At 45.0% G+C, this 21,864-nt stretch carries 24 protein-coding genes; 14 read left to right on the forward strand and 10 right to left on the reverse strand.

Going from position 1 to position 21,864, the window contains the following annotated elements; all coding sequences use genetic code 11:
• Window positions 1–2: 2 nt before the first annotated feature.
• Window positions 3–1,289 carry an adenosylmethionine--8-amino-7-oxononanoate transaminase gene (bioA, locus tag ACMXYS_RS03060; RefSeq protein ID WP_415897546.1) on the reverse strand — a complete coding sequence of 429 codons (1,287 nt, stop codon included), beginning with the start codon at window positions 1,287–1,289 and terminating at the stop codon, window positions 3–5.
• Between the two features lie 322 nt (window positions 1,290–1,611).
• Here bioA and ACMXYS_RS03065 point away from each other — a divergent pair, with 322 nt between their 5' ends.
• From ACMXYS_RS03065 to ACMXYS_RS03080, 4 genes are all read left to right on the forward strand, one after another.
• Entirely contained in the window at window positions 1,612–2,064 is a 453-nt protein-coding gene (locus ACMXYS_RS03065; protein WP_415883533.1) for a hypothetical protein, read from the forward strand.
• Window positions 2,065–2,139: 75 nt separating this feature from the next.
• Window positions 2,140–2,991: a DUF692 domain-containing protein gene (locus tag ACMXYS_RS03070; RefSeq protein ID WP_415883534.1), complete on the forward strand. Its 852-nt coding sequence runs from the start codon at window positions 2,140–2,142 to the stop codon at window positions 2,989–2,991.
• Window positions 2,972–3,748 carry a DUF2063 domain-containing protein gene (locus tag ACMXYS_RS03075; RefSeq protein WP_415883535.1) on the forward strand — a complete coding sequence of 259 codons (777 nt, stop codon included), beginning with the start codon at window positions 2,972–2,974 and terminating at the stop codon, window positions 3,746–3,748. Before ACMXYS_RS03070 ends, ACMXYS_RS03075 begins: the two co-directional genes overlap by 20 nt.
• A 41-nt stretch (window positions 3,749–3,789) precedes the next feature.
• Entirely contained in the window at window positions 3,790–4,386 is a 597-nt protein-coding gene (locus tag ACMXYS_RS03080) for a DoxX family protein (protein WP_415884637.1), read from the forward strand.
• A 59-nt stretch (window positions 4,387–4,445) separates the two neighbouring features.
• Here ACMXYS_RS03080 and ACMXYS_RS03085 read toward each other — a convergent pair whose 3' ends face one another.
• The 4 genes from ACMXYS_RS03085 to ACMXYS_RS03100 form a co-directional block, all read right to left on the reverse strand.
• Window positions 4,446–4,619 (reverse strand): hypothetical protein, encoded by a 174-nt coding sequence (locus ACMXYS_RS03085; protein ID WP_415883536.1) that lies wholly within the window; start codon window positions 4,617–4,619, stop codon window positions 4,446–4,448.
• A 119-nt stretch (window positions 4,620–4,738) separates the two neighbouring features.
• The gene (locus ACMXYS_RS03090; protein ID WP_415897547.1) at window positions 4,739–5,095 is read right to left on the reverse strand and encodes a hypothetical protein; all 357 of its coding nucleotides are present in this window, start codon (window positions 5,093–5,095) and stop codon (window positions 4,739–4,741) included.
• A gap of 85 nt (window positions 5,096–5,180) precedes the next feature.
• Complete coding sequence (gene tsaA, locus ACMXYS_RS03095) at window positions 5,181–5,891, reverse strand: tRNA (N6-threonylcarbamoyladenosine(37)-N6)-methyltransferase TrmO (RefSeq protein ID WP_415883538.1); 711 nt, start codon at window positions 5,889–5,891, stop codon at window positions 5,181–5,183.
• A gap of 103 nt (window positions 5,892–5,994) precedes the next feature.
• Window positions 5,995–6,690: a ComF family protein gene (locus ACMXYS_RS03100; RefSeq protein WP_415883539.1), complete on the reverse strand. Its 696-nt coding sequence runs from the start codon at window positions 6,688–6,690 to the stop codon at window positions 5,995–5,997.
• A gap of 110 nt (window positions 6,691–6,800) precedes the next feature.
• Between ACMXYS_RS03100 and bioB the strand changes: the two genes are divergently transcribed.
• The 7 genes from bioB to ACMXYS_RS03135 all read left to right on the forward strand — a co-directional run bounded on the left by bioB (window position 6,801) and on the right by ACMXYS_RS03135 (window position 12,702).
• Window positions 6,801–7,844: a biotin synthase BioB gene (bioB, locus tag ACMXYS_RS03105; RefSeq protein WP_415883540.1), complete on the forward strand. Its 1,044-nt coding sequence runs from the start codon at window positions 6,801–6,803 to the stop codon at window positions 7,842–7,844.
• Window positions 7,845–7,901: 57 nt separating this feature from the next.
• A complete protein-coding gene (gene bioF, locus ACMXYS_RS03110) occupies window positions 7,902–9,068 on the forward strand; it encodes an 8-amino-7-oxononanoate synthase (protein WP_415883541.1) in 1,167 nt (388 codons plus the stop codon).
• On the forward strand, window positions 9,069–9,845 hold the full coding sequence (locus ACMXYS_RS03115) for an alpha/beta fold hydrolase (protein ID WP_415897548.1): 777 nt from the start codon (window positions 9,069–9,071) through the stop codon (window positions 9,843–9,845).
• Complete coding sequence (bioC, locus tag ACMXYS_RS03120) at window positions 9,845–10,633, forward strand: malonyl-ACP O-methyltransferase BioC (RefSeq protein ID WP_415897549.1); 789 nt, start codon at window positions 9,845–9,847, stop codon at window positions 10,631–10,633. Before ACMXYS_RS03115 ends, bioC begins: the two co-directional genes overlap by 1 nt.
• A gap of 10 nt (window positions 10,634–10,643) precedes the next feature.
• Window positions 10,644–11,333, forward strand: coding sequence for a dethiobiotin synthase (gene bioD / locus ACMXYS_RS03125; RefSeq protein ID WP_415883544.1), 690 nt, complete (start codon window positions 10,644–10,646; stop codon window positions 11,331–11,333).
• Between the two features lie 85 nt (window positions 11,334–11,418).
• The gene (locus ACMXYS_RS03130; protein ID WP_415883545.1) at window positions 11,419–11,670 is read left to right on the forward strand and encodes a hypothetical protein; all 252 of its coding nucleotides are present in this window, start codon (window positions 11,419–11,421) and stop codon (window positions 11,668–11,670) included.
• Window positions 11,671–11,754: 84 nt separating this feature from the next.
• Window positions 11,755–12,702, forward strand: coding sequence for a putative metalloprotease CJM1_0395 family protein (locus ACMXYS_RS03135; protein ID WP_415883546.1), 948 nt, complete (start codon window positions 11,755–11,757; stop codon window positions 12,700–12,702).
• Between the two features lie 16 nt (window positions 12,703–12,718).
• On the opposite strand, the gene ACMXYS_RS03140 is transcribed toward ACMXYS_RS03135, so the two are convergent.
• The 4 genes from ACMXYS_RS03140 to xseA form a co-directional block, all read right to left on the reverse strand.
• Complete coding sequence (locus tag ACMXYS_RS03140) at window positions 12,719–13,477, reverse strand: alpha/beta fold hydrolase (RefSeq protein WP_415897550.1); 759 nt, start codon at window positions 13,475–13,477, stop codon at window positions 12,719–12,721.
• Between the two features lie 69 nt (window positions 13,478–13,546).
• Window positions 13,547–14,170 (reverse strand): FKBP-type peptidyl-prolyl cis-trans isomerase, encoded by a 624-nt coding sequence (locus ACMXYS_RS03145; RefSeq protein WP_415883548.1) that lies wholly within the window; start codon window positions 14,168–14,170, stop codon window positions 13,547–13,549.
• 57 nt (window positions 14,171–14,227) lie between these two features.
• Window positions 14,228–15,079, reverse strand: coding sequence for a peptidoglycan DD-metalloendopeptidase family protein (locus ACMXYS_RS03150; RefSeq protein WP_415897551.1), 852 nt, complete (start codon window positions 15,077–15,079; stop codon window positions 14,228–14,230).
• 1 nt (window position 15,080) lies between these two features.
• The gene (xseA, locus tag ACMXYS_RS03155; RefSeq protein ID WP_415883550.1) at window positions 15,081–16,442 is read right to left on the reverse strand and encodes an exodeoxyribonuclease VII large subunit; all 1,362 of its coding nucleotides are present in this window, start codon (window positions 16,440–16,442) and stop codon (window positions 15,081–15,083) included.
• 165 nt (window positions 16,443–16,607) lie between these two features.
• Between xseA and guaB the strand changes: the two genes are divergently transcribed.
• The 3 genes from guaB (at window position 16,608) to tadA (ending at window position 20,337) form a co-directional block, all read left to right on the forward strand.
• On the forward strand, window positions 16,608–18,077 hold the full coding sequence (gene guaB, locus ACMXYS_RS03160; protein ID WP_415883551.1) for an IMP dehydrogenase: 1,470 nt from the start codon (window positions 16,608–16,610) through the stop codon (window positions 18,075–18,077).
• A gap of 92 nt (window positions 18,078–18,169) precedes the next feature.
• Complete coding sequence (gene guaA, locus ACMXYS_RS03165) at window positions 18,170–19,750, forward strand: glutamine-hydrolyzing GMP synthase (RefSeq protein ID WP_415883552.1); 1,581 nt, start codon at window positions 18,170–18,172, stop codon at window positions 19,748–19,750.
• Between the two features lie 74 nt (window positions 19,751–19,824).
• Window positions 19,825–20,337: a tRNA adenosine(34) deaminase TadA gene (gene tadA, locus ACMXYS_RS03170; RefSeq protein WP_415883553.1), complete on the forward strand. Its 513-nt coding sequence runs from the start codon at window positions 19,825–19,827 to the stop codon at window positions 20,335–20,337.
• On the opposite strand, the gene mltF is transcribed toward tadA, so the two are convergent.
• A complete protein-coding gene (mltF, locus tag ACMXYS_RS03175) occupies window positions 20,323–21,801 on the reverse strand; it encodes a membrane-bound lytic murein transglycosylase MltF (protein ID WP_415883554.1) in 1,479 nt (492 codons plus the stop codon). The two genes, tadA and mltF, sit on opposite strands and share 15 nt — an antisense overlap.
• Between the last annotated feature and the right edge of the window lie 63 nt (window positions 21,802–21,864).

Genomic DNA, 21,864 nt, shown 5'->3' on the forward strand with positions numbered 1-21,864 from the left:
CCTTAAGTTTTGTAAACTGAGACAGCATCTACCATTCCAGAGGTGAGCTTTTCTAATTCATCGTTTGTCATAATGTAAGGTGGCATCACGTACACTAGTTTGCCGAAGGGTCTTATCCACAAGTCACGCTCTATAAATAACTTTTGAATCTCGGCAGTATTAACAGCTTCTTTCATCTCGATAACGCCAATAGCACCTAAGCTGCGTACCTCATGTACATGATCTAATTCCGCTGCTGGTGCTAAACCTGCTTTTAATCCGGCTTCGATCCGAGTGACATTTGTCTGCCAATCGTTTTTAATCAATAGCTCCAAGCTTTTATTGGCAATAGCACATGCTAGAGGATTGCCCATAAATGTTGGGCCGTGCATAAAGCAGCCAGCACCACCTGCGGAGATGGTTTCGCCGATATGCTTTGTCGTAAGTGTGGCGGCTAATGACATGTATCCGCCGGTAATCGCCTTACCTAGACAAAGAATGTCAGGCTCGATGCCTGCATGTTCGCAAGCGAACAACTTACCGCTTCGACCAAAACCGGTCGCAATTTCGTCGGCTATGAGTAATACATCAAATTCAGTGCACAGTGCGCGTGCTTCTTTCAAATACTGCGGTGAGTAAAAGCGCATGCCGCCTGCACCTTGAACAACAGGTTCTAAGATCAATGCTGCTATTTCTGAATGATGTTGCTCTAGTAAATGGCGTAAAGGAGCGATATCGCTTTCGTCTAGGCTCTGATCAAATTTTGTTTGAGGAGCTGGCGCAAAGAAATGCTGTGGTAGTACACCAGTAAAAATTTCATGCATCCCCGTAACTGGATCACATACAGCCATCGCACCAAAGGTATCACCGTGATAGCCATTTTTAATGGTAAGTAGCTTATGTTTTTCTGGCTTACCGCGGGCGTGTTGATATTGAATGGCCATTTTAAGAGCGACTTCAACGGCAACAGAGCCTGAGTCTGCGATAAACACTTTATCGAGATTGGCAGGAGTCATCTCTACCAGCTTTTGGCAGAGATTGATTGCAGGTTCATGAGTAAGGCCGCCAAACATGACATGCGCCATTTTATCGATCTGTTCATGTGCTGCTTGGTTTAATTCTGGATTGTTATAGCCGTGAATAACTGACCACCACGATGCCATACCATCGATAAGTTCTTTGCCGTTACTTAGCTTTAATTTAACGCCACTAGCCGATTCGACAGGGTAAACCGCTGGAGGGTTGATCATGGATGAGTAGGGGTGCCAAATATGTTGCTGGTCAAAAGAAACCTGCTCAGAAGTGATCATGCTTAGGTGTGCCCTTAATCGAAATTTTTTAATTAGGAGTATTAGAGCCTGCTTAAAATTTTTGATCAAGACAAGTTCTAATTTTATCTCTGAGTGCTTGTTATGTAAGAAAGCTCTAAAATATAAATCTTTTGTAACATGTTAATAAATAAGCGAAAAAACTAATAAAAAATGCGTGATTATGAAAAAAAATTCACTTAATTTAGAACTTGGTGAAACTTTATTCACAAGCTGTAGTCACAAACGCAAGAGCTCGTGACAGGCTCTGAATTTTACAAATAACGCAAGATAATAATTTTTTCAATTTTGGGGTGAATTAAGAATGGCTAATAAAAATACATCTGTAAAACCTATGGTTGCCGCTGTTGGTGCAGCATTTATGACTGGTATGGTTGCGGCGCCTGTTGCGACAGCTGCAGAAAACCCATTTGCTACAACGGACCTATCTTCTGGTTACAGCCAGCAAGTTGCTATGAACGAAGGCAAATGTGGTGAAGGCAAGTGCGGTGGTAAAAAAGCTGAGAAGTCTGAAGGCAAGTGTGGTGAAGGCAAATGCGGCGGTAAAAAAGCTGAGAAGTCTGAAGGCAAATGCGGTGAAGGTAAGTGCGGTGGTGATAAAGCTGCTAAGTCTGAAGGCAAGTGCGGTGAAGGTAAATGTGGCGGTGACAAAGCTGCAAAATCTGAAGGCAAATGTGGTGAAGGCAAGTGCGGTGGTGACAAAGCTGCTAAGTCTGAAGGCAAGTGTGGCGAAGGTAAATGTGGCGGTTCTAAATAATCCCAATAACGCTTTGTAATACTTAATAGAGACCCTGAGCCTTCAGGGTCTTTTGACTTAAAGGCTAGGTGTTTCATGAATAAAGACCGCTATCCTGTTACAGGGGCAGGCTTCGGCTTTCGCCGTTGTATGTCAGAGACATTAAAAGAGATTGATCCAAGTGGGTTTGATTTTCTAGAGATCGCGCCGGAAAACTGGATGGGGCTTGGTGGGCGTTTCGGTAAAGCGTTTAAACAATATACTGAAAAACACCCTTTTATGGCTCATGGTCTATCTCTATCTATCGGTAGCCCTTCCCCTTTAGATATGGATTTTTTGACTCGCCTTAAAGCCTTTCTTAAAGAACACAATATTCGCGGGTACTCTGAGCATCTGAGCTACTGTTCTGATGATGGTCATCTTTATGATTTGATGCCGATTCCTTTTACTGCGGAAGCGGTGAAATACGTAGCAGAGCGGATTCGTCAGGTTCAAGATGTGCTTGAGCAAAGAATTGCGATGGAAAACGTCTCGTACTATGCAGCGCCTGGTGCTGAGATGACAGAGCAAGAGTTCTTGTTGGCTGTATTGGAAGAAGCGGACTGCGATCTGTTACTCGATGTTAATAACATCTATGTAAACAGTATCAACCATGGCTATGATGCTGAGGCGTTCTTGAGGGCAATGCCTGCAGAACGGATTATGTATCTTCATATCGCAGGTCATTACAACGAGGCTGAAGACCTTATCGTTGATACGCATGGAGCGCCTGTTGTTGATCCAGTTTGGTCTTTGTTGGAATCCACATATGACCAATTTGGTTTAGTGCCGACGTTATTAGAGCGTGACTTTAATATTCCGCCGCTGCCTGAGCTATTAGCGGAGGTGGATCAGGTTCGTTCCTATCAAAATAAATGGAAGATGCGCCATGCACAAACCGTTGCCTGAAATGCCTAAGTTCCAGCAGCTACAATACGAGTTTGCTGCACATATTCGGAATCCCGATGAGAATGATGGTCCTGATGGTATCGAAGACCGTCGCATGGGTATTTACCGAGACCTCTTCTTCAATAATGTTGAAGGTTTTTTGTCTGGTAATTTCCCGGTTTTAAAACAGATCAGTTCGAAAGAGTATTGGACTAAGTTGGCGCGCGGTTTTTTTGATAAACATCGTTGTCAGACGCCTTATTTCCTTGAAATTGGTCAGGAGTTTATTGCTTACGTTCAAAATGAACGAGAACCGCAAGAAAATGATCCTGCGTTTTTATTAGAGCTGATTCATTATGAATGGGTTGAACTCGCATTAGATGCGTCAGAGATAGAGCTACCTTTGCAAAATGTTGATGTTAATGGCGATCTGTTAACGCAACATCCCGTGCAATCGCCTTTGGCTTGGCTTCTCTCTTATCAGTATCCGGTACATTGTGTGCGTCCAGATTATCAGCCGACAGAACCATCAGACACACCAACTTTCTTGATTGCTTACCGTAATCGCGAAGATGAAGTGCAGTTTATGGAAGTTAATTCAGTGACTGGACGGTTGTTGTACCTCTTATCTGAAGATGAATCGCTCCCGGGGGAGCAGGCGTTACAGCAGATCGCGAGTGAGATGCAGCACCCTGATCCATCCCAAGTGGTTTCAGGTGGTTTAAGTACACTGGAACATCTGCGTTCTAAGGGCATAGTGTTAGGAACAAGAGTTTAGTTACCACTCATTGGATAACGGGTGAAGTTATGTCGAATCCTATGGTTAGTTTTGTTAGTCGTTTACAAGATATCTTAGATAATACGAAGTGTGCAGATGGTCTAGCGCCTTTGTTGTTGAGATTGTATCTCGCGCCTGTGTTTTTACAGGCGGGCTGGAATAAATATATTGGTTTCGAAAACACCGTTGAGTGGTTTGGAAACAAAGAGTGGGGTCTAGGCTTGCCTTTTCCTGAACTTTTGGCTGCGATGGCAACCGGTACTGAATTAATTGGCGGTGTGTTGCTACTGATTGGTTTTGCTGTGCGCTGGATTAGTATTCCTTTGATGGTCACTATGCTAGTGGCTGCATTTGCGGTGCATTGGGAAAACGGTTGGTTAGCTATCTCTGATGGTGGTAGTTGGTTGGCTAATGACAGAGTCATGGAGGCTCAAGAGCGTTTGGCTGCGGCTAAGAGTTTGCTACAGGAGCATGGACACTACGATTGGCTAACGGGGCGTGGATCTGTTGTTATTTTAAATAATGGGATAGAGTTTGCTATCACCTATTTCGTGATGTTGTTCAGTTTGTTCTTTACTGGTGCTGGACGATTCGTGAGTGTGGATTATTGGATTCGCCGCTGCTGTAAACAAGATTAGAGTTTAGATATAAAAAAGGCCTCGATTTAGAGGCCTTTTTTATTGGGGATAAATATCGATTAACGAGGTTGTGTTGGGTTAACGATTAGAGATACAAAAGCGTCGTTATACCAATGAGATGCACTAATGAGATCGGTAAAAGATTCAGACTCAAAAACGCGCTCTAAATAACATTCAAACAGTGCGCTGGATTCTTCGATCATTTGTTCAGCTTGTGCAAAAGTAAAGTTCATATACACCTCAATCGTTAACCTGACTCCTTCAGACTTCCATCCCAAATAAAAACCCGAGCATTTTAATCGGGTTTTATACTTTAGTCAAAGTTTTGTTTAATTATTGATCAGGTATTTGGTTATAAGCTTTTGTTAGTTTGGTTATCGGATGAAGGCGTTTGCGACCCTACGGAATCTTTTATTTCATCTAGCATATCGTTTAGCAAAGGCGCGCATTCATTGCCCGCGTCTAAAGCATTGTCGATAACCTGGCCGACTGTGGGAGATTCCTTTTGATTCAGCGCTTGTTGATCATCCATACATTGCATGTAGTTCTTCAGATAGATAGAACTCGTCTTTCCCGTACTTTCCAGTTGCTCGATACTCTCGGGCAGTGTGAGTAACCAATCAGGAATTTTTTCTAAATGTTCATTTGCTTGTGCAGATGCCGATAAAGTGACTAGTGCAGTGCAGATCAATGCGCGTAAATACAGCATATAAGCCTCCAAAAGCTATAGGCGTATATTAAATAGTTTAGCCTGAAGAAGAGCTGAATCAGTCTCGCTATCGTTGAGGCGGATGCTATTCGACCGTGATTGAATCAACCGTTATTTCTTGATCTGTGATTCTAAAGCGAACGTTAAGATCGTGTAACTTTATTCCGTAACTTTTTTCGGCATCATTCTTTTTATAAGCCGGACGCGGATCACATTGCAGAAGTTCGCTGAGTTGCTGTTTTAACGGTTGTTGTAACCGGATTTCACTGGCTGAAATTTCTTGTTGGGCTTGTTCCGAGAATACAACCGGTTGAGCTAGAAGGGTGATTTCATCTGCCATTGGGTATTCAGCATCAGAGATAATGTCTGAGTAAGGCAGGTATGGCTTTATATCGATCACAGGGGTGCCGTCTAATAGGTCTGCACCACTAATCACTAGTTCAATACCGTTAGATGTTTTTTCGATGCTAACTAAACGTACAGGAGACAACCCGATAGGATTGGGGCGAAAAGGAGAGCGTGTAGCGAATACCCCAAGTCTTTTATTGCCGCCTAAGCGAGGAGGACGGACTGTAGGTTTCCAGCCTTTATCAATGCACTCGCTAAATAGGAAAACGAGCCAGATATGGCTGCAGTTTTCCAAGCCCCTAACAATCTCATCACTTGAAAACTCTTCTAAGATCTCAACACGAGCTGTTACGCTTTTCGCTAAATTGGGCTGCCTAGGGATGCCAAATTTTTCTTTATAAGGGCTTCGAATGACGGCGATTGGAGCTATGGAGTAAGTACTTGGCATAAGTGATGTCGCAAATTAGTTGTCACTAGTCTTGAACTCAGGTTTGTACTCTTTATTTTCCTTTAATGCCACTACTCTTATTTTTTATTCTTTCGTTCAAATGCTATCTATCTGTTCGAGCTAAAGCCAATCCATAGACTTGCTCGGCGCCGGCATTGAGTAACGCGAGGCTCGCTGCTTCGAAAGTCGCCCCTGTAGTCATTACATCATCAATTAACAATATTCGCTTATGTGTGATCGGCTTGCATTTGAAAGCGCCTTTTTGATTTTTAAGACGTTCTTTACGGGATAGAGAGTGTTGTGGTGGCGTGCTTTTTATTTTAATGAGTGAGTTACGGTCTGAGGGAATACCACTGTATTGGCTGATCCGGTCGCAGAGGAGTGTAGCTTGATTATAGCCACGTTTTATAAAGCTAACTCTATGCATGGGGATAGGCATCAAGCAATCGACAGGTTGCTGGGTGGTTAAATGGTCAGTCATCAGTCGGGCTATATGGCTTATAAACTGAGTATTACGATTGAATTTAATGCCGCTAATGAGTTGGTTAATAGGAAATTGATAGTGGAAAAGTGCCTGGGCTTGCTTAAAGGCCGGTTGCTTCTTTTGGCATTGACCGCAAATTAAGTTGTCTTGATCGCTAGGGAGGGGAAGGGCACAGACTTTGCAGCAGTGCTCTAACCAAGGCAGGTCTTGCAAGCAGCTAGAGCAGATATTGCTTTTAGAGGGTGTATCAAGCTTGAGCTGGCATAAAATACATAGATTAAAAAGTAGGCTGTAGTCCACTGTCTGTTTTTTCATTGGTTGACAGTTCCTTCTGTCAGGATAAAATTGTCGCTTTATTTTGGTACGTTTTATCGTGGTGCAAGGCTTCCTGCCTGTATCGCTATTTTCTCGGGAGAAGAAGCAAGATGCAACAACTAGGTGCAATTCGTCATGACTGGACAGAAGCAGAGGTAAAAGCTCTGTTTGAACTGCCTTTTAATGATCTGATGTTTAAAGCGCAAACAGTGCATCGCGAAAACTTCGACCCGAATGAAGTTCAGGTTAGTACGCTGCTTTCTATTAAAACAGGTGCGTGTCCAGAAGATTGTAAGTACTGCCCGCAGAGTGGTCATTACAATACTGGTCTGGAAAAAGAGCGCTTGATGCAAGTTGAAAAAGTATTGGAGAAAGCTCGTAAAGCCAAAGAGACAGGTTCAACCCGTTTCTGTATGGGCGCGGCTTGGAAGCACCCAGCAGATAAAGATATGCCTTATGTAATCGAAATGGTTCAAAAGGTCAAAGAGATGGGGTTAGAGACCTGCATGACTTTGGGCATGTTGGATGAAGGCAAAGCTCAACAGCTTGCGGATGCGGGTTTGGATTATTACAACCATAACTTGGATACTTCTCCTGAGTTTTACGACAAAATTATCACGACCCGTACTTACCAGGATCGTTTAGACACGCTACAGAATGTTCGTGATTCCGGTATGAAGATTTGTAGTGGTGGTATTTTAGGCATGGGCGAAACGGCCAAGGATCGCTACGGTTTATTGATGCAACTAGCGAATATGCCAGTGCAACCTGAAAGTGTACCAATCAACATGCTGGTTAAAGTATCGGGTACTCCGCTAGAAAATGTTGAAGATTTAGATCATATCGATTTTATTCGTATGATTGCTGTGGCGCGTATCATGATGCCTAAATCCCATGTTCGTTTGTCCGCTGGTCGTGAAAAAATGAGCGATGAAATGCAGGCGATGACATTCTTTGCTGGCGCCAACTCTATTTTCTATGGAGAGTGTCTACTAACGACACCAAATCCAGAAACACATCGCGATGTTCAATTATTTAAGAAGTTGGGTATCAATATGGAGCAACGTATCTCTGATACGGATGAAACCCAAGAAGCTGCATTAATGAATGACCTGCAGAAACAGCAGGACAGCACTCACTTCTACGAAGCTTAATGGCTTACAGGAGGTAGTGAAGACTACCTCCTACTCTATACCCCTTAGAGATTTACTATGTCTTTTGACTCCTTGTCTGAAGAACTGCAGCAGCGAAAGCAGCAGTCTCTTTATCGTCAACGCCGTACTTTAGAAACACCACAGCAACCAATGGTGAGCGTGGATGGGCGCGAGTATCTTGCCTTCTGCTCAAATGATTATTTGGGATTGGCTAATCACCCTGACGTTATCCACAGCTTTCAAAAAGCAGCAGATAAATTTGGTGTTGGTGGCGGTGCTTCGCACTTAGTGAATGGGCATAGCCAAGCTCACCATGAGCTTGAAGAGGCGCTTGCCGAATTTACAGGCAGACCCAGAGCGCTGCTTTTCTCAACCGGGTATATGGCGAATATTGGTGCCGTAAATGCTTTATTGGATAAGCAAGATGCGGTATTTCAGGATCGCTTAAATCATGCCTCTTTATTGGATGCTGGTTTGCTGTGCGGCGCGCGTTTTCAACGTTACTTGCATAACGACTCCGAGAGCCTAAATACACGTCTGAGCAGATCAGAGGCACGACGTAAGTTAGTGGTTACTGATGGTGTATTTAGCATGGACGGCGATGTGGCTGATCTGCCTTCACTCGCTTCAGTGTGTCGTGATCATAATGCTTGGTTAATGGTTGATGATGCGCATGGCTTTGGTTGTTTAGGTAGGCAAGGTGGTGGCTGTGCGGAATATTTTGCTATGGGGTCGAATTCACCGGAAGTGCTGGTGGGTACCTTAGGTAAAGGTTTTGGTACTGCGGGTGCATTTGTAGCCGGTTCTGAAGAGCTCATCGAGACCTTAATTCAACACGCTAGAACCTATATCTACACTACAAGCATGCCGCCAGCAGTGGCTGCTGCTACCTTAACGAGTTTGCGTATATTGCGTGAAGAAAACTGGCGTAGAGAAAAGCTCGAAGCGTTGATCCAACAATTCAGAAAAGGTTGTGATGATTTAGGTTTGGATCTAATGGACTCTCCAACGCCGATACAGCCAATTGTAATTGGCGAATCAGATAAAGCGATCCAGATTAGTCAGGGGCTTGAGCGAGAAGGCATATTCATCAGTGCGATTCGTCCGCCAACCGTTCCGCAAGGCAGCGCACGATTAAGAGTGACCTTAAGTGCCGCGCATACAGAAGCGCAAGTTGAGCGCTTATTAGGCACTTTAGAAAAAGTTATTAAAGAGCAGGCGTAGATGAGCCAAGTAAAGCTTTATAAAGAGTACCGCGAGAACCCAGGCAAGCCTGAACTAGTTCTATTACATGGCTGGGGGATGACAGGGCAGGTATGGGGCCCATTTGCTGATCAATTGGCAGAGTATTTTAGCCTGACGATTATCGATCTACCGGGTTTGGGGCGATCTCAGGAGTTTCCTACCCCTTATACGCTTGATGCGGTATTGGATCTGCTAGTGGAGCAGGTGCCTGAATCGGCAATCTGGCTAGGTTGGTCCATGGGTGGGCAGATCGCCGTTGCTTTTGCAGATCGTTTCCCTGCGCGTGTGGAGAAGTTGATTACTATTGCTTCTAACCCTTGCTTTGTTCAGCGCGATGATTGGCCATCGGCTATGGATGAAGCAACGCACCAAGCTTTCGAAGTATCGCTTGCTCAGAATCAGAAAAAGACCTTAACCCGTTTTGTTATGCTGCAAACACAAGGAGCGGAAGCGGGTCGAGATATTCTGAAGACACTTAAAGTGATCCTATCGGATGTGGAGCACACGGCAGCTGACGAGAGCTTAGCTTTATTGCGCTTAGATCAGCGTCCAGAGTTAAAGAATCTAGCTGTACCGGTGTTACACCTATTTGGTGAAGTCGATCACCTTGTTCCAAATTCAGCAGCAGAAGCTAGTCAGAGTATAAGTGGTGGTGAAGTGGTGACTTATGCCGGTGCGGGCCACTTACCTTTCCTTTCCCATCAAGCTGACGTGGTCGCTGATATTCTTGGTTTTGTTCAAGGGGATCAATCATAGTGGATCTGTTGATTGATAAGCGCCGTGTAGCGGATTCATTTAGCAAAGCTGCTCAGACCTACGACAGTGTTGCTGACTTGCAAAGAGAGGTTGGACAGGAGCTATTGGCTTATCTCCCTAAGCAATCTGTATCCACCATGATGGATTTAGGTTGTGGTACGGGCTACTTTACCCCTAAGCTCAAGCATGCCTACCCAGATTCAACTTTACTCAATCTAGATCTTGCCTTGGGGATGTTGCAGTTCTCCCGCGCGCAGCGCTGTGAAGATCAAACTCATTGGATCTGTGCTGATGCTGAGGCTTTGCCGATTGCTGATCAGCAGTTAGATCTGATCTTTTCAAGTTTAGCGATACAGTGGTGTGAAGATGTAGAGGGTTTGTTCTCAGAGATAAACCGTGTGTTAAAGCCGGGTGGCCGCTTTGTCGTTGCTACGCTGGGGCCCGATACACTTAAAGAGCTTCGTCAGGCTTGGTCGCATGCGGATAGCTTTACCCATGTGAATCAGTTTATGCCAGTGGAGCAGTTAAAGGCTGCTCTGCCGGAATCGCTTTGCTGTCAAACGTTAGAGCAACAGAATAAGGTTTTACGTTATTCGCAGTTAAAGCAGCTAACAGATGAGCTTAAAAGGCTTGGGGCGCACAATATGAACGCAGGTCAGCAACAAGGTCTGACTGGGCGAGAGCGGGTGCGCCGTTTTAAAGAAGGTTATGAGCAGCAACGTTTGAATGATGGGGCTTTGCCGGCGACCTATCAGGTTATATATGCTGTATTTGAAAAAGAAGTTTAGGAGTTAGGTTGTGGGTAAGCGAAGTTTCTTTGTTGCAGGTACAGATACCGATGCTGGAAAAACCGTGGTTTCTACGGGGCTGATTGAGGCCGCTAATCAGCATGATCTAAGAACGATCGGTTTGAAGCCCATTGCCGCAGGTTGTGAAGAAACAGAGGACGGCTTGCGTAATTCTGATGCGCTTGCTCTGCAAGAGGCAGCATCCGTTGCTATGTCGTATGAGCAAGTAAACCCTTTTGCATTTAAACCTCCTATTGCACCGCATATTGCTGCAATGAAAGAAAATCGTGTATTAAGCGCTGATCGTATTGCTGCGATGTGCAAAGGCGCTTTAATGCAGCCTGCTGATTTTGTGATTATTGAAGGCGCGGGTGGTTGGCGAGTGCCACTAAGTTTTCGTGAAACTATGGCTAATATCCCTAAGCTTTTAAATGTGCCAGTGATCATGGTAGTGGGTATGAAGCTTGGTTGTATTAATCATGCTTTGTTGACTGCCGAAAGTATCTCCCGCGATGGTCTGCAGCTAGCTGGATGGATTGCTAACCGTGTTGATCCAGAGATGGATTGTTACGGAGAAAATGTTGAAACTATCGCAAATATGCTGCGCGCACCTCTACTTGGCGAAGTGCCATATCTAGATGAACCTTCTGCAAAAAATGTTGCCCAATATATTGATCTCGATTTATTGTTGAATAATTAACATGATCAAAAAATGAACATCTCCTCTCGATGTTCTATAATTACTGTTGCCATAGCTGTGTTTAAAAAATATAGAGGTGGTGGCTATGAATGTAACCAATGCTTTGCAGACAGGTTTGGTCGGTATTAATCGTGGTTTGGACAACGCGCCGCGAGCTGCTAGTGATGTCACTGGTTCGGGTAAGCCTGATCAACCTGAAGAAGCTACAGGCCGTGATCAAAACCAAGCGGTACTAGAATCAGCAGCAGGAACTGATGTAGAAGCTGCTGCGACAAAAGTTGTCAGTCAATTGGAAGAACCAGGCGAGCCTGGCGCGATTATTAATGTGCGTGTGTAAATGTGCATTAACTAATAAATGGATGTGGTGAACAAGGTGAAAGCAGAGATTGCTTTGCACATAATCAACAGAGGGGTATAGCTGATGCAGATATTCAATGCAGCTAATTCCCAGGCACTGAATGCTAGTGCTATACCGCAAGAACTTCGCTCGAGTGAAGCGAGGAAGGTGCTTGCGACTGTTGAAAATGTGGCGCCTGAGCAGGAGCTACAATCCAGTCGAGGTTTGGTTAACCGAGATCGTGTGACCCTTTCTGCTGAAGCAGCAGAACTATCCCGTCTTGCTAGCACAACGTCCACCGAACTAGAACGTGAAGATGGTGAACTTATTGGCTTGGAATCTGATGATGCCGAGCTAGTAGGGTTGGAGTCTTCATCATCGACTTCTGCTCCAGCATCCTTAGGCGTTTCTAAATCTGAACAGGCGCAAGAGCAGCAGGAGCTTGAAATAACTCGAGAGCTTGCTAAGCGTGACCGTGAAGTCAGAGCTCATGAACAAGCGCACGCTTCCATCGGTGGGCAATATACCTCTGCGCCGAGCTATACCTATGAGCGTGGGCCTGATGGTCGCCTTTATGCTGTTGCCGGTGAAGTCAAAATAGATACATCTCCAGTGCCGAATGATCCGCAGGCGACTTTAGAGAAAGCTGAAATTATCCAGAGGGCGGCTCTAGGTGTTGCAGAGCCATCTGCAGCCGATCGTGCTGCAGCAGCTGATGCTCGAGCTATGGCGGCTGAAGCGCGCGCTGAGATCCTGCAGCAAGAGGAAGATGTAAAAGCTGAAGAGGCGAGTGCTGCTGAAGAGTCAGAATCGGAAGATGAGGATGATTCTCCAACTGCAGGTGAGCGTTTGCAGGAATTTAGAGATCAGCAACAGGCTCGTTCTGATGGTGCTGCTGAGGCTCTAAATGACTTTAATGAACGCATGAAAGATATCAATAAAGAGCTTGCACAGATCAACAAGAAACTAGTTGATGCCGGTGTCTTCCAAAAGCTTTTCCCTGAAGGCTCTCTACTTGATCAGCAAGTATAAGCTGGTCAATCCTTTCCTACTGTATATAATCCAAGATGAGCTGTGTGAATTCAGCTGGTTTTTCCGCGTGTGGCCAATGGCCAGCATTTTGGATGATTTTGTAATCTGCTTTAGGGAATAGCCCTAAAACCGCATCGCGATATTTGGGTAGTAGATAATCCGATTTAGCGCCCTTAATAAATAAAACTGGATTTGTATAGGGGTTACCTTGAGGGGCTGCGCTGATATTGGAGTATTGGTTATGCAATGCGTCTAAGTTCATTCGCCATGCAAATTTCTTATCTTCAGTGCGGTAGAGATTCTTCAGCAGGAATGCTCTAACACCCAATTCATCGACATAAGCTGAAAGTTGTTTATCAGCATCGCCACGGGATTTAAGGGATGTTAGGTCGACTGAAAATAGTCCTTTGAATACATCGTCATGATGGGGTGTATATTCCACTGGGGCTATATCAACAATAACCAGCTTTGCTATGAGTTCTGGATGAGTAATAGCAAATTGCATTGCTGCTTTACCGCCCATTGAGTGGCCGATAATGTTGGCTTTGTTTAGCTTTAGATCTTGCATCAGTTCAGCGATATCACTAGCCATAAGTTCGTAGTCGATCTCCGCCGAGTGTGGAGAGCGGCCGTGATTTCTCATGTCGGCAGCGATCACTTGAAAGTGCTCTGACAGAACTTTGATTTGAGCGCCCCAGTTTTCAAGGGTGCCAAACAGGCCATGCAAAATAATTAAAGGTTCACCTTCGCCGTGAATCTGATAGTGCAGTTTCATTATCTATTACTCAAAATAAAGGCGGCGCTGATAAGTCAGGGCCGCCTTGGGTATTAACTTACTTAGATATTACAGAATATCTAGTAGCTCTACGTCAAATACAAGCGCAGAGTATGGAGGGATGCCACCTGGAGAACCTTGCTCACCGTAAGCTAGGTTGTAAGGGATAAATAGCTTCCATTTAGCGCCTTTGTTCATTAGCTGAAGAGCTTCAGTCCAGCCAGCGATTACGCCGCCAACAGGGAATTCTGCTGGTTGACCGCGATCGTAAGAACTGTCGAATACTTTACCGTCAGTGAAAGTACCGTGGTAGTGAGTACGAACAGTAGACTCGCGAGAAGGTTTGTCGCCTTCTTCACCTGCTTCGATGATTTCGTACTGTAGGCCTGATTCAAGAACAACAACGCCTTCACGTTTAGCGTTTTCAGCTAGGAACTCTTCACCTGCCGCAGCTGCTTCTTTAGCTTGTGCTTCTTGAGCTGCACGAAGACGTTCGTTGATTACGTTGAACGCTTCTTGGATCTCTTGAACTTCTACGCGCATTGCTTCGCCGTTGAAAGAATCAGCGATACCTGCGGAGATCGCATTTAGATCCATGCCTTCGAATGGCTGTTGTGCTAGCTGGTCGCCCATTTGACGGCCGATACCGTAGCTTGCTTTCTGTTCTAGTGTTTCAAATTGAAGATCAGACATTTATTGAGTCTCGTTGAGTCAAAAAAAGCGAGCAATCTCGCAGCTCGCTATAGAAAATTATTTGCTTAAAAACAATATGGGGTCGACGCGTGTGTTATTCAAGCTTACACCCCAATGAAGATGTGGTCCCGTGGAGCGGCCTGTTGATCCTATCTCCCCAAGCTTGTCACCTGTTTGGAGTACGTCCCCGATTTTTACATCAATTTTACTCATATGGCAGTACATCGTTGTCATGCCGTAACCATGATCAACAATGACTGTTTTGCCATTAAAGAAGTAGTGTCCAGTGTCTACAACGGTGCCTGCAGATGGCGCGGTAATTGGTGTGCCTTTAGGTGCCGCAATATCTAATCCGCTGTGAGGGTTGCGAGGCTGCTTGTTATAAAAACGTTTTAAGCCAAATGGGCTGCTATAAGGACCTTTAGCCGGAATAACAAACCGAGTCGGTAATTGCTCAGGTTCACTCCAATGTTTGTAAGCTGCGACCATTTTAGCTTTTTCGCGGCGCCAGCGTTTTACATCTTCAGGATCAGGTTCTACGTGACGTTTGTTTTTGATGGTTAGATACTGAGCTTTGTATTCTTTGTCCTCAACCTGAAAGTAATACGAGGTTCCGTCAGCTTTTAAGTGTTGTTTCTTGTCTGGTTTGGCGCTTAATGGGATGCCTGCAACAGCGATCCATTTGCTAGTATCCGCGTATGCAGTATCTGTTGATGGTAACACCATAACGCGATTTCCCTTATACCAAGCGGATGGCGCGATAGCTGATGTAAGGCCTTCAAGCGGTAAAATGGCAACGCCGCCAGGTACACGGCTTTCGGTTGGAAGTTCTAGAGCTTGTGCATTGATGCTGAAAGCGCATAAGCCTGTAAAGAGTAGAAGTGATTTGGTGAATGCTTTTCTGATCATATTAATGTTCCGTTATGACTTCATCTACGCTGCAGTGAAGTTGTCCTTTGTGTAAGTGAACTTCTATTTTTTGTCCGCTGACAACATCAGAGGCTGATTGAATAACTTTTTTGTCACTATCTTTGGTGATGGAGTAGCCTCGCTCTAGCGTAGCAAGTGGGCTAACAGTTTGTAACTGGCTCGCCAGCGAAGAAAGTTTTAATTGCTGACTTTTTAAACTTGATTGGCATGCCTGCTTAAGGCGTTGATGCAGCGAGTGAAGCTGTTCTTCCCTGCGTAGCAACAGCTGTTCAGGTGACTGAGCCTTTAAACGCCCTTCCAATTGCTGATATTTGATCTGCTTTTGCGCGAGGATGCGTCTGATTTGATTGTTCAGTTTTAGCTCTACATGATCCAAGCGTTGAGCTTGTTCTTTTAAAATCTGGCCAGGATGACGTAATCGACTCTGTAAATTCGAAAGTTGCTGCTTGGCGGTAAAAAGCTGTTGCTTCTGTTGGCGCTTAAGTCGAAGGCTGAGCTGATTTAAGCGTAGTTGTAGCTCTTGTTGGTCTGGGCTGACTAATTCTGCAGCAGCGGAGGGGGTAGCTGCGCGGATATCGGCTATAAAGTCTGTAATGACCACATCAACTTCATGTCCTACTGCGCTGATAGTGGGTATTTCACAGTCAAATAAGGTGCGAGCAACTTGTTCGTTGTTGAAAGCTTGCAGATCTTCAAGTGAGCCTCCGCCGCGCCCCACGACGAGAACGTCACAAACTTGGTGCGCTTCAGCCAAAATTATCGCTTTGCAGATTTGTTGCGGGGCATCTTCGCCTTGTACGGCTGTCGGATAAATAGTGACGGGCAAGCCAGGGAAGCGTCTTTTTAGTACCGTTAAAATATCGTGTACTGCCGCACCTGTAGGTGAGGTAACGATGCCAATATGATTGGGGTGTTCCGGAAGCGCTTGTTTTTGTTTGCTGTCAAATAAACCCTCTTTCAAGAGTTTGTTCTTCAACTCTTCAAAAGCAACTTGAAGTTGGCCGCTGCCAGCGGGTTCTAGAAAGTCGCAGATTAATTGATAGTCGCCGCGGCCTTCATACAAGCTAACTTTAGCACGGACAATAACTTTGTCCCCTTGTTTGGGTTGCTTGCTTAACACTTGGTTGCGGTTCTTAAACATGGCGCAGCGTACTTGGGCTTTGTCATCTTTAAGAGTGAAATACCAATGGCCAGAACTAGGGCGAACAAAGTTAGAGATCTCGCCTTCTACTTGAATGGTAAGAAATGATCGTTCAAGCAAAGTGCGTGCTTGTCTATTTAGTTCGGAGACACTGAGCGCATGGGATTGAGTGCCAGATTTAAAGCTATTTGAGTTCTGCATGGCCCTCATATTAAACGATCTAATCGAGTTACTGCATCCGAAAGCAAAAAAAATGAAAACTAGGCCGTAATTACCCTGTAATTTACAAGTTTTAGATTGAGACAAAAGGCTAATTTCTGTATAATTTCCCGTTTAAATTTTACTTACTACACAGGCTGGCAAAGAATGTTGCGAATTGCTGAGGAAGCACTCACTTTTGACGATGTGTTGCTGGTTCCGGGCTACTCTGAAGTACTGCCAAAGGACGTTTCACTGAAAACTCAACTGACTAAAGGTATTCAGCTGAATATTCCTTTGGTCTCTGCTGCTATGGATACCGTGACTGAATCCGGTCTGGCTATAGCTATGGCGCAGGAAGGCGGTATCGGGATCATCCATAAGAACCTGACAATTGAGCAGCAAGCTGCTGAAGTTCGTCGCGTTAAAAAATATGAAGCAGGTGTTGTAAGTGACCCTGTAACTTGCAGCTCTACTATGACTGTAGGTGAACTACGTCAGCTGTCTACTGAAGTTGGTTTCTCCGGCTTCCCTGTAGTTGATGGCGACGATCTGGTTGGTATTGTGACTGACCGTGATTTCCGTTTTGAACGTAAGCTGGATGCGACTGTTGCTTCTATCATGACGCCAAAAGAGCGTTTGGTAACAGTGAAAGAGGGTGTGGACCCTGATGAAGTTCGCAATCTGCTTCGTAAGCACCGTATTGAAAAAATCCTAGTTGTTGATGATGCCTTCAAACTACAAGGCATGATGACAGTTAAGGATATGAATAAGGCTCAGTCTCATCCTAATGCTGCTAAAGATGCTAAAGGTCGTTTGATCGTTGGTGCTGCAGTAGGTACTGGCCCTGAAACACCTGATCGTGTAACCGCACTTGTAGAAGCTGGCGTTGACGTAGTTATTGTTGATACTGCACACGGCCACTCTAAAGGTGTTATTGATCGCGTTGCTTGGGTTAAACAGACTTACCCACAGGTCCAAGTGATTGGCGGTAACATTGCTACTGCTGAAGCGGCAATTGCGCTAGCTGATGCAGGTGCTGATGGTGTTAAAGTTGGTATCGGCCCTGGTTCTATCTGTACTACACGTATCGTTGCAGGTGTTGGCGTGCCTCAGATCAGTGCTGTAGCTAATGTTGCTACTGCTATGGCTGAACGTGGTGTTCCTGTCATCGCTGATGGTGGTGTACGTTTCTCTGGTGACCTAGCTAAAGCCATTGTTGCGGGTGCATCTGCGATCATGGTTGGTTCTATGCTAGCGGGTACTGATGAAGCGCCAGGTGAAGTTGAACTATTCCAAGGTCGAGCATTCAAGTCTTACCGCGGCATGGGTTCTCTAGGTGCTATGGGTCAATCTTCAGGTTCTTCTGACCGTTACTTCCAAGATGCTTCTAAAGGCGTTGAGAAGTTGGTGCCAGAAGGTATTGAGGGTCGTGTACCTTGTAAAGGTCCAATGGGCGGCGTAGTTCACCAGTTAGTAGGTGGCTTGCGTGCAGCGATGGGCTACACCGGTAGTGGCGATATTCAAACTATGCGTACAGTTCCACAGTTTGTACGTATCACTAACGCGGGTATGAGCGAAAGTCATGTTCACGATGTGAGCATCACTAAAGAAGCGCCAAACTACCGCGTAAGCTAAGTAAATAAACTCTGAAAAGAGGGGTGGATAGAATCCGCCCCCTTTTTTTTTTGCGGCGACGCTAATGTCGCAAAGTGAAGAGATTGAAAGTTATGACCAAAGATATTCACGCTCAACGAATTCTGATTCTAGATTTTGGTTCTCAGTACACGCAGTTAATTGCACGTCGTGTACGTGAAATCGGTGTTTACTGTGAAATTCACGCTTGGGATATGTCTGAAGACGATATCCGTGAGTTTGCACCTAAAGGTATCATCCTTGCAGGTGGACCAGAGTCTGTTACTGAAGGTGATTCACCTCGTGCACCAGAGGTTGTATTTAACCTAGATGTGCCTGTGTTGGGTATCTGCTACGGCATGCAGACTATGGCTGCTCAGATGGGCGGTGAAGTTTCTACATCCGATAAGCGTGAATTTGGTTATGCTCAGGTTCGTTTGGAAAGTAGCCCAAGCCGACTGCTTGAGGGTATTGAAGATCACGTTGCAAACAACGGTGCTCTATCTCTAGATGTATGGATGAGTCATGGCGATAAAGTTACTACGCTGCCAGAAGGCTTTGCAGTAATTGCATCGACTGAGTCTGCTCCGATTGCTGCAATGTGCAATCCTGAGAAACAGTTCTTTGGTGTCCAGTTCCACCCTGAGGTGACTCACACTAAACAGGGCGGTCGTATTCTTGAGCGCTTTGTTGTTGAGATTTGTGGTACAGAAGCGTTATGGAACTCTGCAAACATCATTGCTGATCAGATTGAAAAAGTACGCGCACAGGTAGGTGATCAGAAGGTTCTTCTAGGTCTATCCGGTGGTGTTGATTCTTCTGTTGTAGCGGCATTGCTTCATAAGGCTATTGGCGATCAGCTGACCTGTGTGTTTGTTGATAACGGTCTTCTGCGTAAGCAGGAAGGCGATCAAGTAATGGACATGTTTGCTAAGAACATGGGCGTAAAAGTCATTCGTTCTGATGCGGAAGATTTATTCCTAGGTCGTTTGGAAGGTGAAAACGACCCTGAGAAGAAGCGTAAGATTATCGGTAATACTTTTATTGAAGTATTTGATGATGAAGCGACTAAGCTAACTGACGTTAACTTCCTAGCGCAGGGTACGATCTATCCAGACGTAATTGAGTCTGCTGCTGCGAAGACAGGTAAGGCACATGTTATTAAGTCTCACCACAATGTGGGTGGTCTGCCTGAAGATATGCAGTTTGAGCTAGTTGAGCCGCTACGTGAGCTGTTTAAGGACGAAGTGCGTAAGCTTGGTCTTGAGCTGGGTCTTCCATACGATATGGTTTACCGTCACCCGTTCCCAGGCCCTGGTTTAGGCGTGCGTATTCTGGGTGAAGTTAAGAAAGAATATGCAGATATCTTGCGTGAAGCGGATGCGATCTTCATTGAGGAGCTGCATAAAGCTGATTGGTACCACAAGACAAGTCAGGCATTTGCGGTATTCCTACCGGTTAAATCTGTAGGTGTTGTAGGTGATGGTCGTCGTTACGAATACGTTATTGCTATTCGTGCGGTAGAGACAATCGACTTTATGACAGCGCGTTGGGCTCACCTACCATATGAGCTGCTAGAAACTGTATCTAGCCGTATTATCAATGAGATCCCTAAAGTATCTCGTGTGACTTACGATGTGAGCTCTAAGCCGCCTGCAACAATTGAGTGGGAATAAGTATTCTTTAAGCTGAATTGTTATGATAAAAAGCCTGCTTTTGTGCAGGCTTTTTAGTGTTTGGAGAAAGGTGAATGGATCAGCGAGAGATAGATGAGCGCTGGATGGAAGAGGCTTTGCTACTGGCGGATCGAGCCGAAGAAATTAACGAAGTGCCAGTTGGTGCTATCGTTGTTTTGAATGGTGAGATAATTGGTAGGGGCTGGAATCAGCCGATCAGTGGTCATGATCCAACTGCACATGCTGAGATACTAGCGCTGAGGGATGCGGCGGCTAATGTCGGTAACTACAGGCTGGTCGGTGCGGATCTCTATGTAACGATTGAACCTTGTACTATGTGCACTGGGGCGATTGTTCATTCTCGTATTCGTCGTGTTGTTTTTGGGGCGGTTGAAGCTAAAGCTGGAGCTGTTCAGAGTAATGGTCAACTGCTTGATCAGGCTTGGATGAATTATCGCGTAGAGGTTGAGGCTGGCGTATTAGCTGAGCGTTGCAGCGAAAAAATTAGTGCGTTCTTCAAGCGTCGTCGTGCCGAAATCAAGGCCGAAAAATTAGCTAAAAAGCAAAACCTACTAAAGGGCGGGTAGAAGATCCTCGACTACTTGTCCTTTATCCCAGCTTTCATGGTCTGGGTTTAGGTCTGCTTCTTCGTCTTGTCGCTTGGTTTGGATAACTTGCATCTCCCAGCTAAGTAGCTTCATGTATTTTCGAATATTACTGACATAGTGCACAGGTTCGTACCCGCGTGCATAACCGTAACGGACAGTACTGTAATGTCTTTCTTGAGTAAGTAGCGGAAGGTGTTTTTTTACATCATCCCACTTATCAGGGTTTAGGCCTGCTCTTGAGGTCAATACACGCGCATCCTCTAAATGACCATACCCTACGTTGTAACCTGCGAGTGCGAACCACAAGTGGTCTGGATCAGGAATACGATCTGGAATCTTCTTCTTTACGATTACAAGGTAATGAGCCCCGCCTATAATACTTTGCATGGGATCTGTCCGGTCGGTGACATTAACTTCTTTAGCTGCAGCGTTGGTTAGCATCATGATTCCTTTAACGCCTGTAGGGGAGACTGCTTTTGGATCCCAGTGAGACTCTTGGTAGGCAATGGATGCTAATAGCTGCCAGTCTATCCCGGTTTCCTGTTCGGCCATAAGGAAATATTGTTCAATCTTCGGAAAGCGCGTTTGCATATCCTTCTTGAAGGTCGTGGTGTCGTAGAAATTAAGTGGATTGCTGCGATTAAAATATTTTTCTTTTAGTGATTCGATCAGAGTTTGGGTGCTTTCAAGGGCAAGAAAGCGATTAATGGAATCGCGCAATGTTTGGTCGTGATGGGGTGATAGCATCCAGGCTAGAGGTTGTGGTTTGTCGAGATCAAATCCTTTTTTAAGGCCCGGGAAAAAGGTTTTTTGGCTATCGAAGGTAACAGCATCAACGACGGTGTAGTCGATCTCTTTGTTTTGTACTTGTTCCATCAACTCGGTAGAAGAATAGGTACTAGTTTCGTCCCAGGTTAGTTCTGGATATTGAGCTTTTAGGCTTTGTAAAAGTTCTGCATGGCTGCTGTTGGCTAAAACGACTAATTTTTTACCGGGTTTAAGTAGATCGGAAATGTCTTTGGGTGCTTTCTTGCCTTTGGTTTGACGGTATATCAGCGTTGTCGTGGTTTTTAGGTAGGGTTGGGTAAACTCAAACCTTTCTTGGCGTTCTTCGGTAATCGTAAGCATGGAGCCCGCAATATGACCATCACGTGCGCTCATTGTTGTAAAAATAGAGCTGAAATCGTCGGGAAGTACCAGTTCTAATTCGACGCCTAAATGCTCTGCGTAAGCTTTGGCTAGATCGTATTCAAAGCCTGCAGGCTTACCTTTTTCAATAAAGTAAGTATTAGGTGAGTTTCGTGTAACGAGCTTTATCTCGCCAGATTCAATAATTGCACCTAGCTGAGTTTTGCTATTCCAGCTCAATAAGCCTGGAATACAGAACAAAAGAAAAATCAGCAGAGCGTATGCTGCATCTTTTTTGCGTCTAATATCAAACATTGTGCTGCTTTTCTGGTATCCAACTGGCTGTTTCGGTAAAATTCACTACTTATATTTCTCCTG

The sequence above is a fragment of the Neptuniibacter sp. QD57_21 genome (assembly GCF_047778075.1).
Taxonomy (GTDB): Bacteria; Pseudomonadota; Gammaproteobacteria; order Pseudomonadales; family Balneatricaceae; genus Neptuniibacter.

Excerpts from the sequence above, each read along its gene's own strand:
- bioA (WP_415897546.1), bottom strand. The coding sequence starts at position 1,289 with ATGATCACTTCTGAGCAGGTTTCTTTTGACCAGCAACATATTTGGCAC.
- ACMXYS_RS03065 (WP_415883533.1), top strand. The coding sequence starts at position 1,612 with ATGGCTAATAAAAATACATCTGTAAAACCTATGGTTGCCGCTGTTGGT.
- ACMXYS_RS03070 (WP_415883534.1), top strand. The coding sequence starts at position 2,140 with ATGAATAAAGACCGCTATCCTGTTACAGGGGCAGGCTTCGGCTTTCGC.
- ACMXYS_RS03075 (WP_415883535.1), top strand. The coding sequence starts at position 2,972 with ATGCACAAACCGTTGCCTGAAATGCCTAAGTTCCAGCAGCTACAATAC.
- ACMXYS_RS03080 (WP_415884637.1), top strand. The coding sequence starts at position 3,790 with ATGGTTAGTTTTGTTAGTCGTTTACAAGATATCTTAGATAATACGAAG.
- ACMXYS_RS03085 (WP_415883536.1), bottom strand. The coding sequence starts at position 4,619 with ATGAACTTTACTTTTGCACAAGCTGAACAAATGATCGAAGAATCCAGC.
- ACMXYS_RS03090 (WP_415897547.1), bottom strand. The coding sequence starts at position 5,095 with ATGCTGTATTTACGCGCATTGATCTGCACTGCACTAGTCACTTTATCG.
- tsaA (WP_415883538.1), bottom strand. The coding sequence starts at position 5,891 with ATGCCAAGTACTTACTCCATAGCTCCAATCGCCGTCATTCGAAGCCCT.
- ACMXYS_RS03100 (WP_415883539.1), bottom strand. The coding sequence starts at position 6,690 with ATGAAAAAACAGACAGTGGACTACAGCCTACTTTTTAATCTATGTATT.
- bioB (WP_415883540.1), top strand. The coding sequence starts at position 6,801 with ATGCAACAACTAGGTGCAATTCGTCATGACTGGACAGAAGCAGAGGTA.
- bioF (WP_415883541.1), top strand. The coding sequence starts at position 7,902 with ATGTCTTTTGACTCCTTGTCTGAAGAACTGCAGCAGCGAAAGCAGCAG.
- ACMXYS_RS03115 (WP_415897548.1), top strand. The coding sequence starts at position 9,069 with ATGAGCCAAGTAAAGCTTTATAAAGAGTACCGCGAGAACCCAGGCAAG.
- ACMXYS_RS03130 (WP_415883545.1), top strand. The coding sequence starts at position 11,419 with ATGAATGTAACCAATGCTTTGCAGACAGGTTTGGTCGGTATTAATCGT.
- ACMXYS_RS03135 (WP_415883546.1), top strand. The coding sequence starts at position 11,755 with ATGCAGATATTCAATGCAGCTAATTCCCAGGCACTGAATGCTAGTGCT.
- ACMXYS_RS03140 (WP_415897550.1), bottom strand. The coding sequence starts at position 13,477 with ATGAAACTGCACTATCAGATTCACGGCGAAGGTGAACCTTTAATTATT.
- ACMXYS_RS03145 (WP_415883548.1), bottom strand. The coding sequence starts at position 14,170 with ATGTCTGATCTTCAATTTGAAACACTAGAACAGAAAGCAAGCTACGGT.
- ACMXYS_RS03150 (WP_415897551.1), bottom strand. The coding sequence starts at position 15,079 with ATGATCAGAAAAGCATTCACCAAATCACTTCTACTCTTTACAGGCTTA.
- xseA (WP_415883550.1), bottom strand. The coding sequence starts at position 16,442 with ATGCAGAACTCAAATAGCTTTAAATCTGGCACTCAATCCCATGCGCTC.
- guaB (WP_415883551.1), top strand. The coding sequence starts at position 16,608 with ATGTTGCGAATTGCTGAGGAAGCACTCACTTTTGACGATGTGTTGCTG.
- guaA (WP_415883552.1), top strand. The coding sequence starts at position 18,170 with ATGACCAAAGATATTCACGCTCAACGAATTCTGATTCTAGATTTTGGT.
- tadA (WP_415883553.1), top strand. The coding sequence starts at position 19,825 with ATGGATCAGCGAGAGATAGATGAGCGCTGGATGGAAGAGGCTTTGCTA.
- mltF (WP_415883554.1), bottom strand. The coding sequence starts at position 21,801 with ATGTTTGATATTAGACGCAAAAAAGATGCAGCATACGCTCTGCTGATT.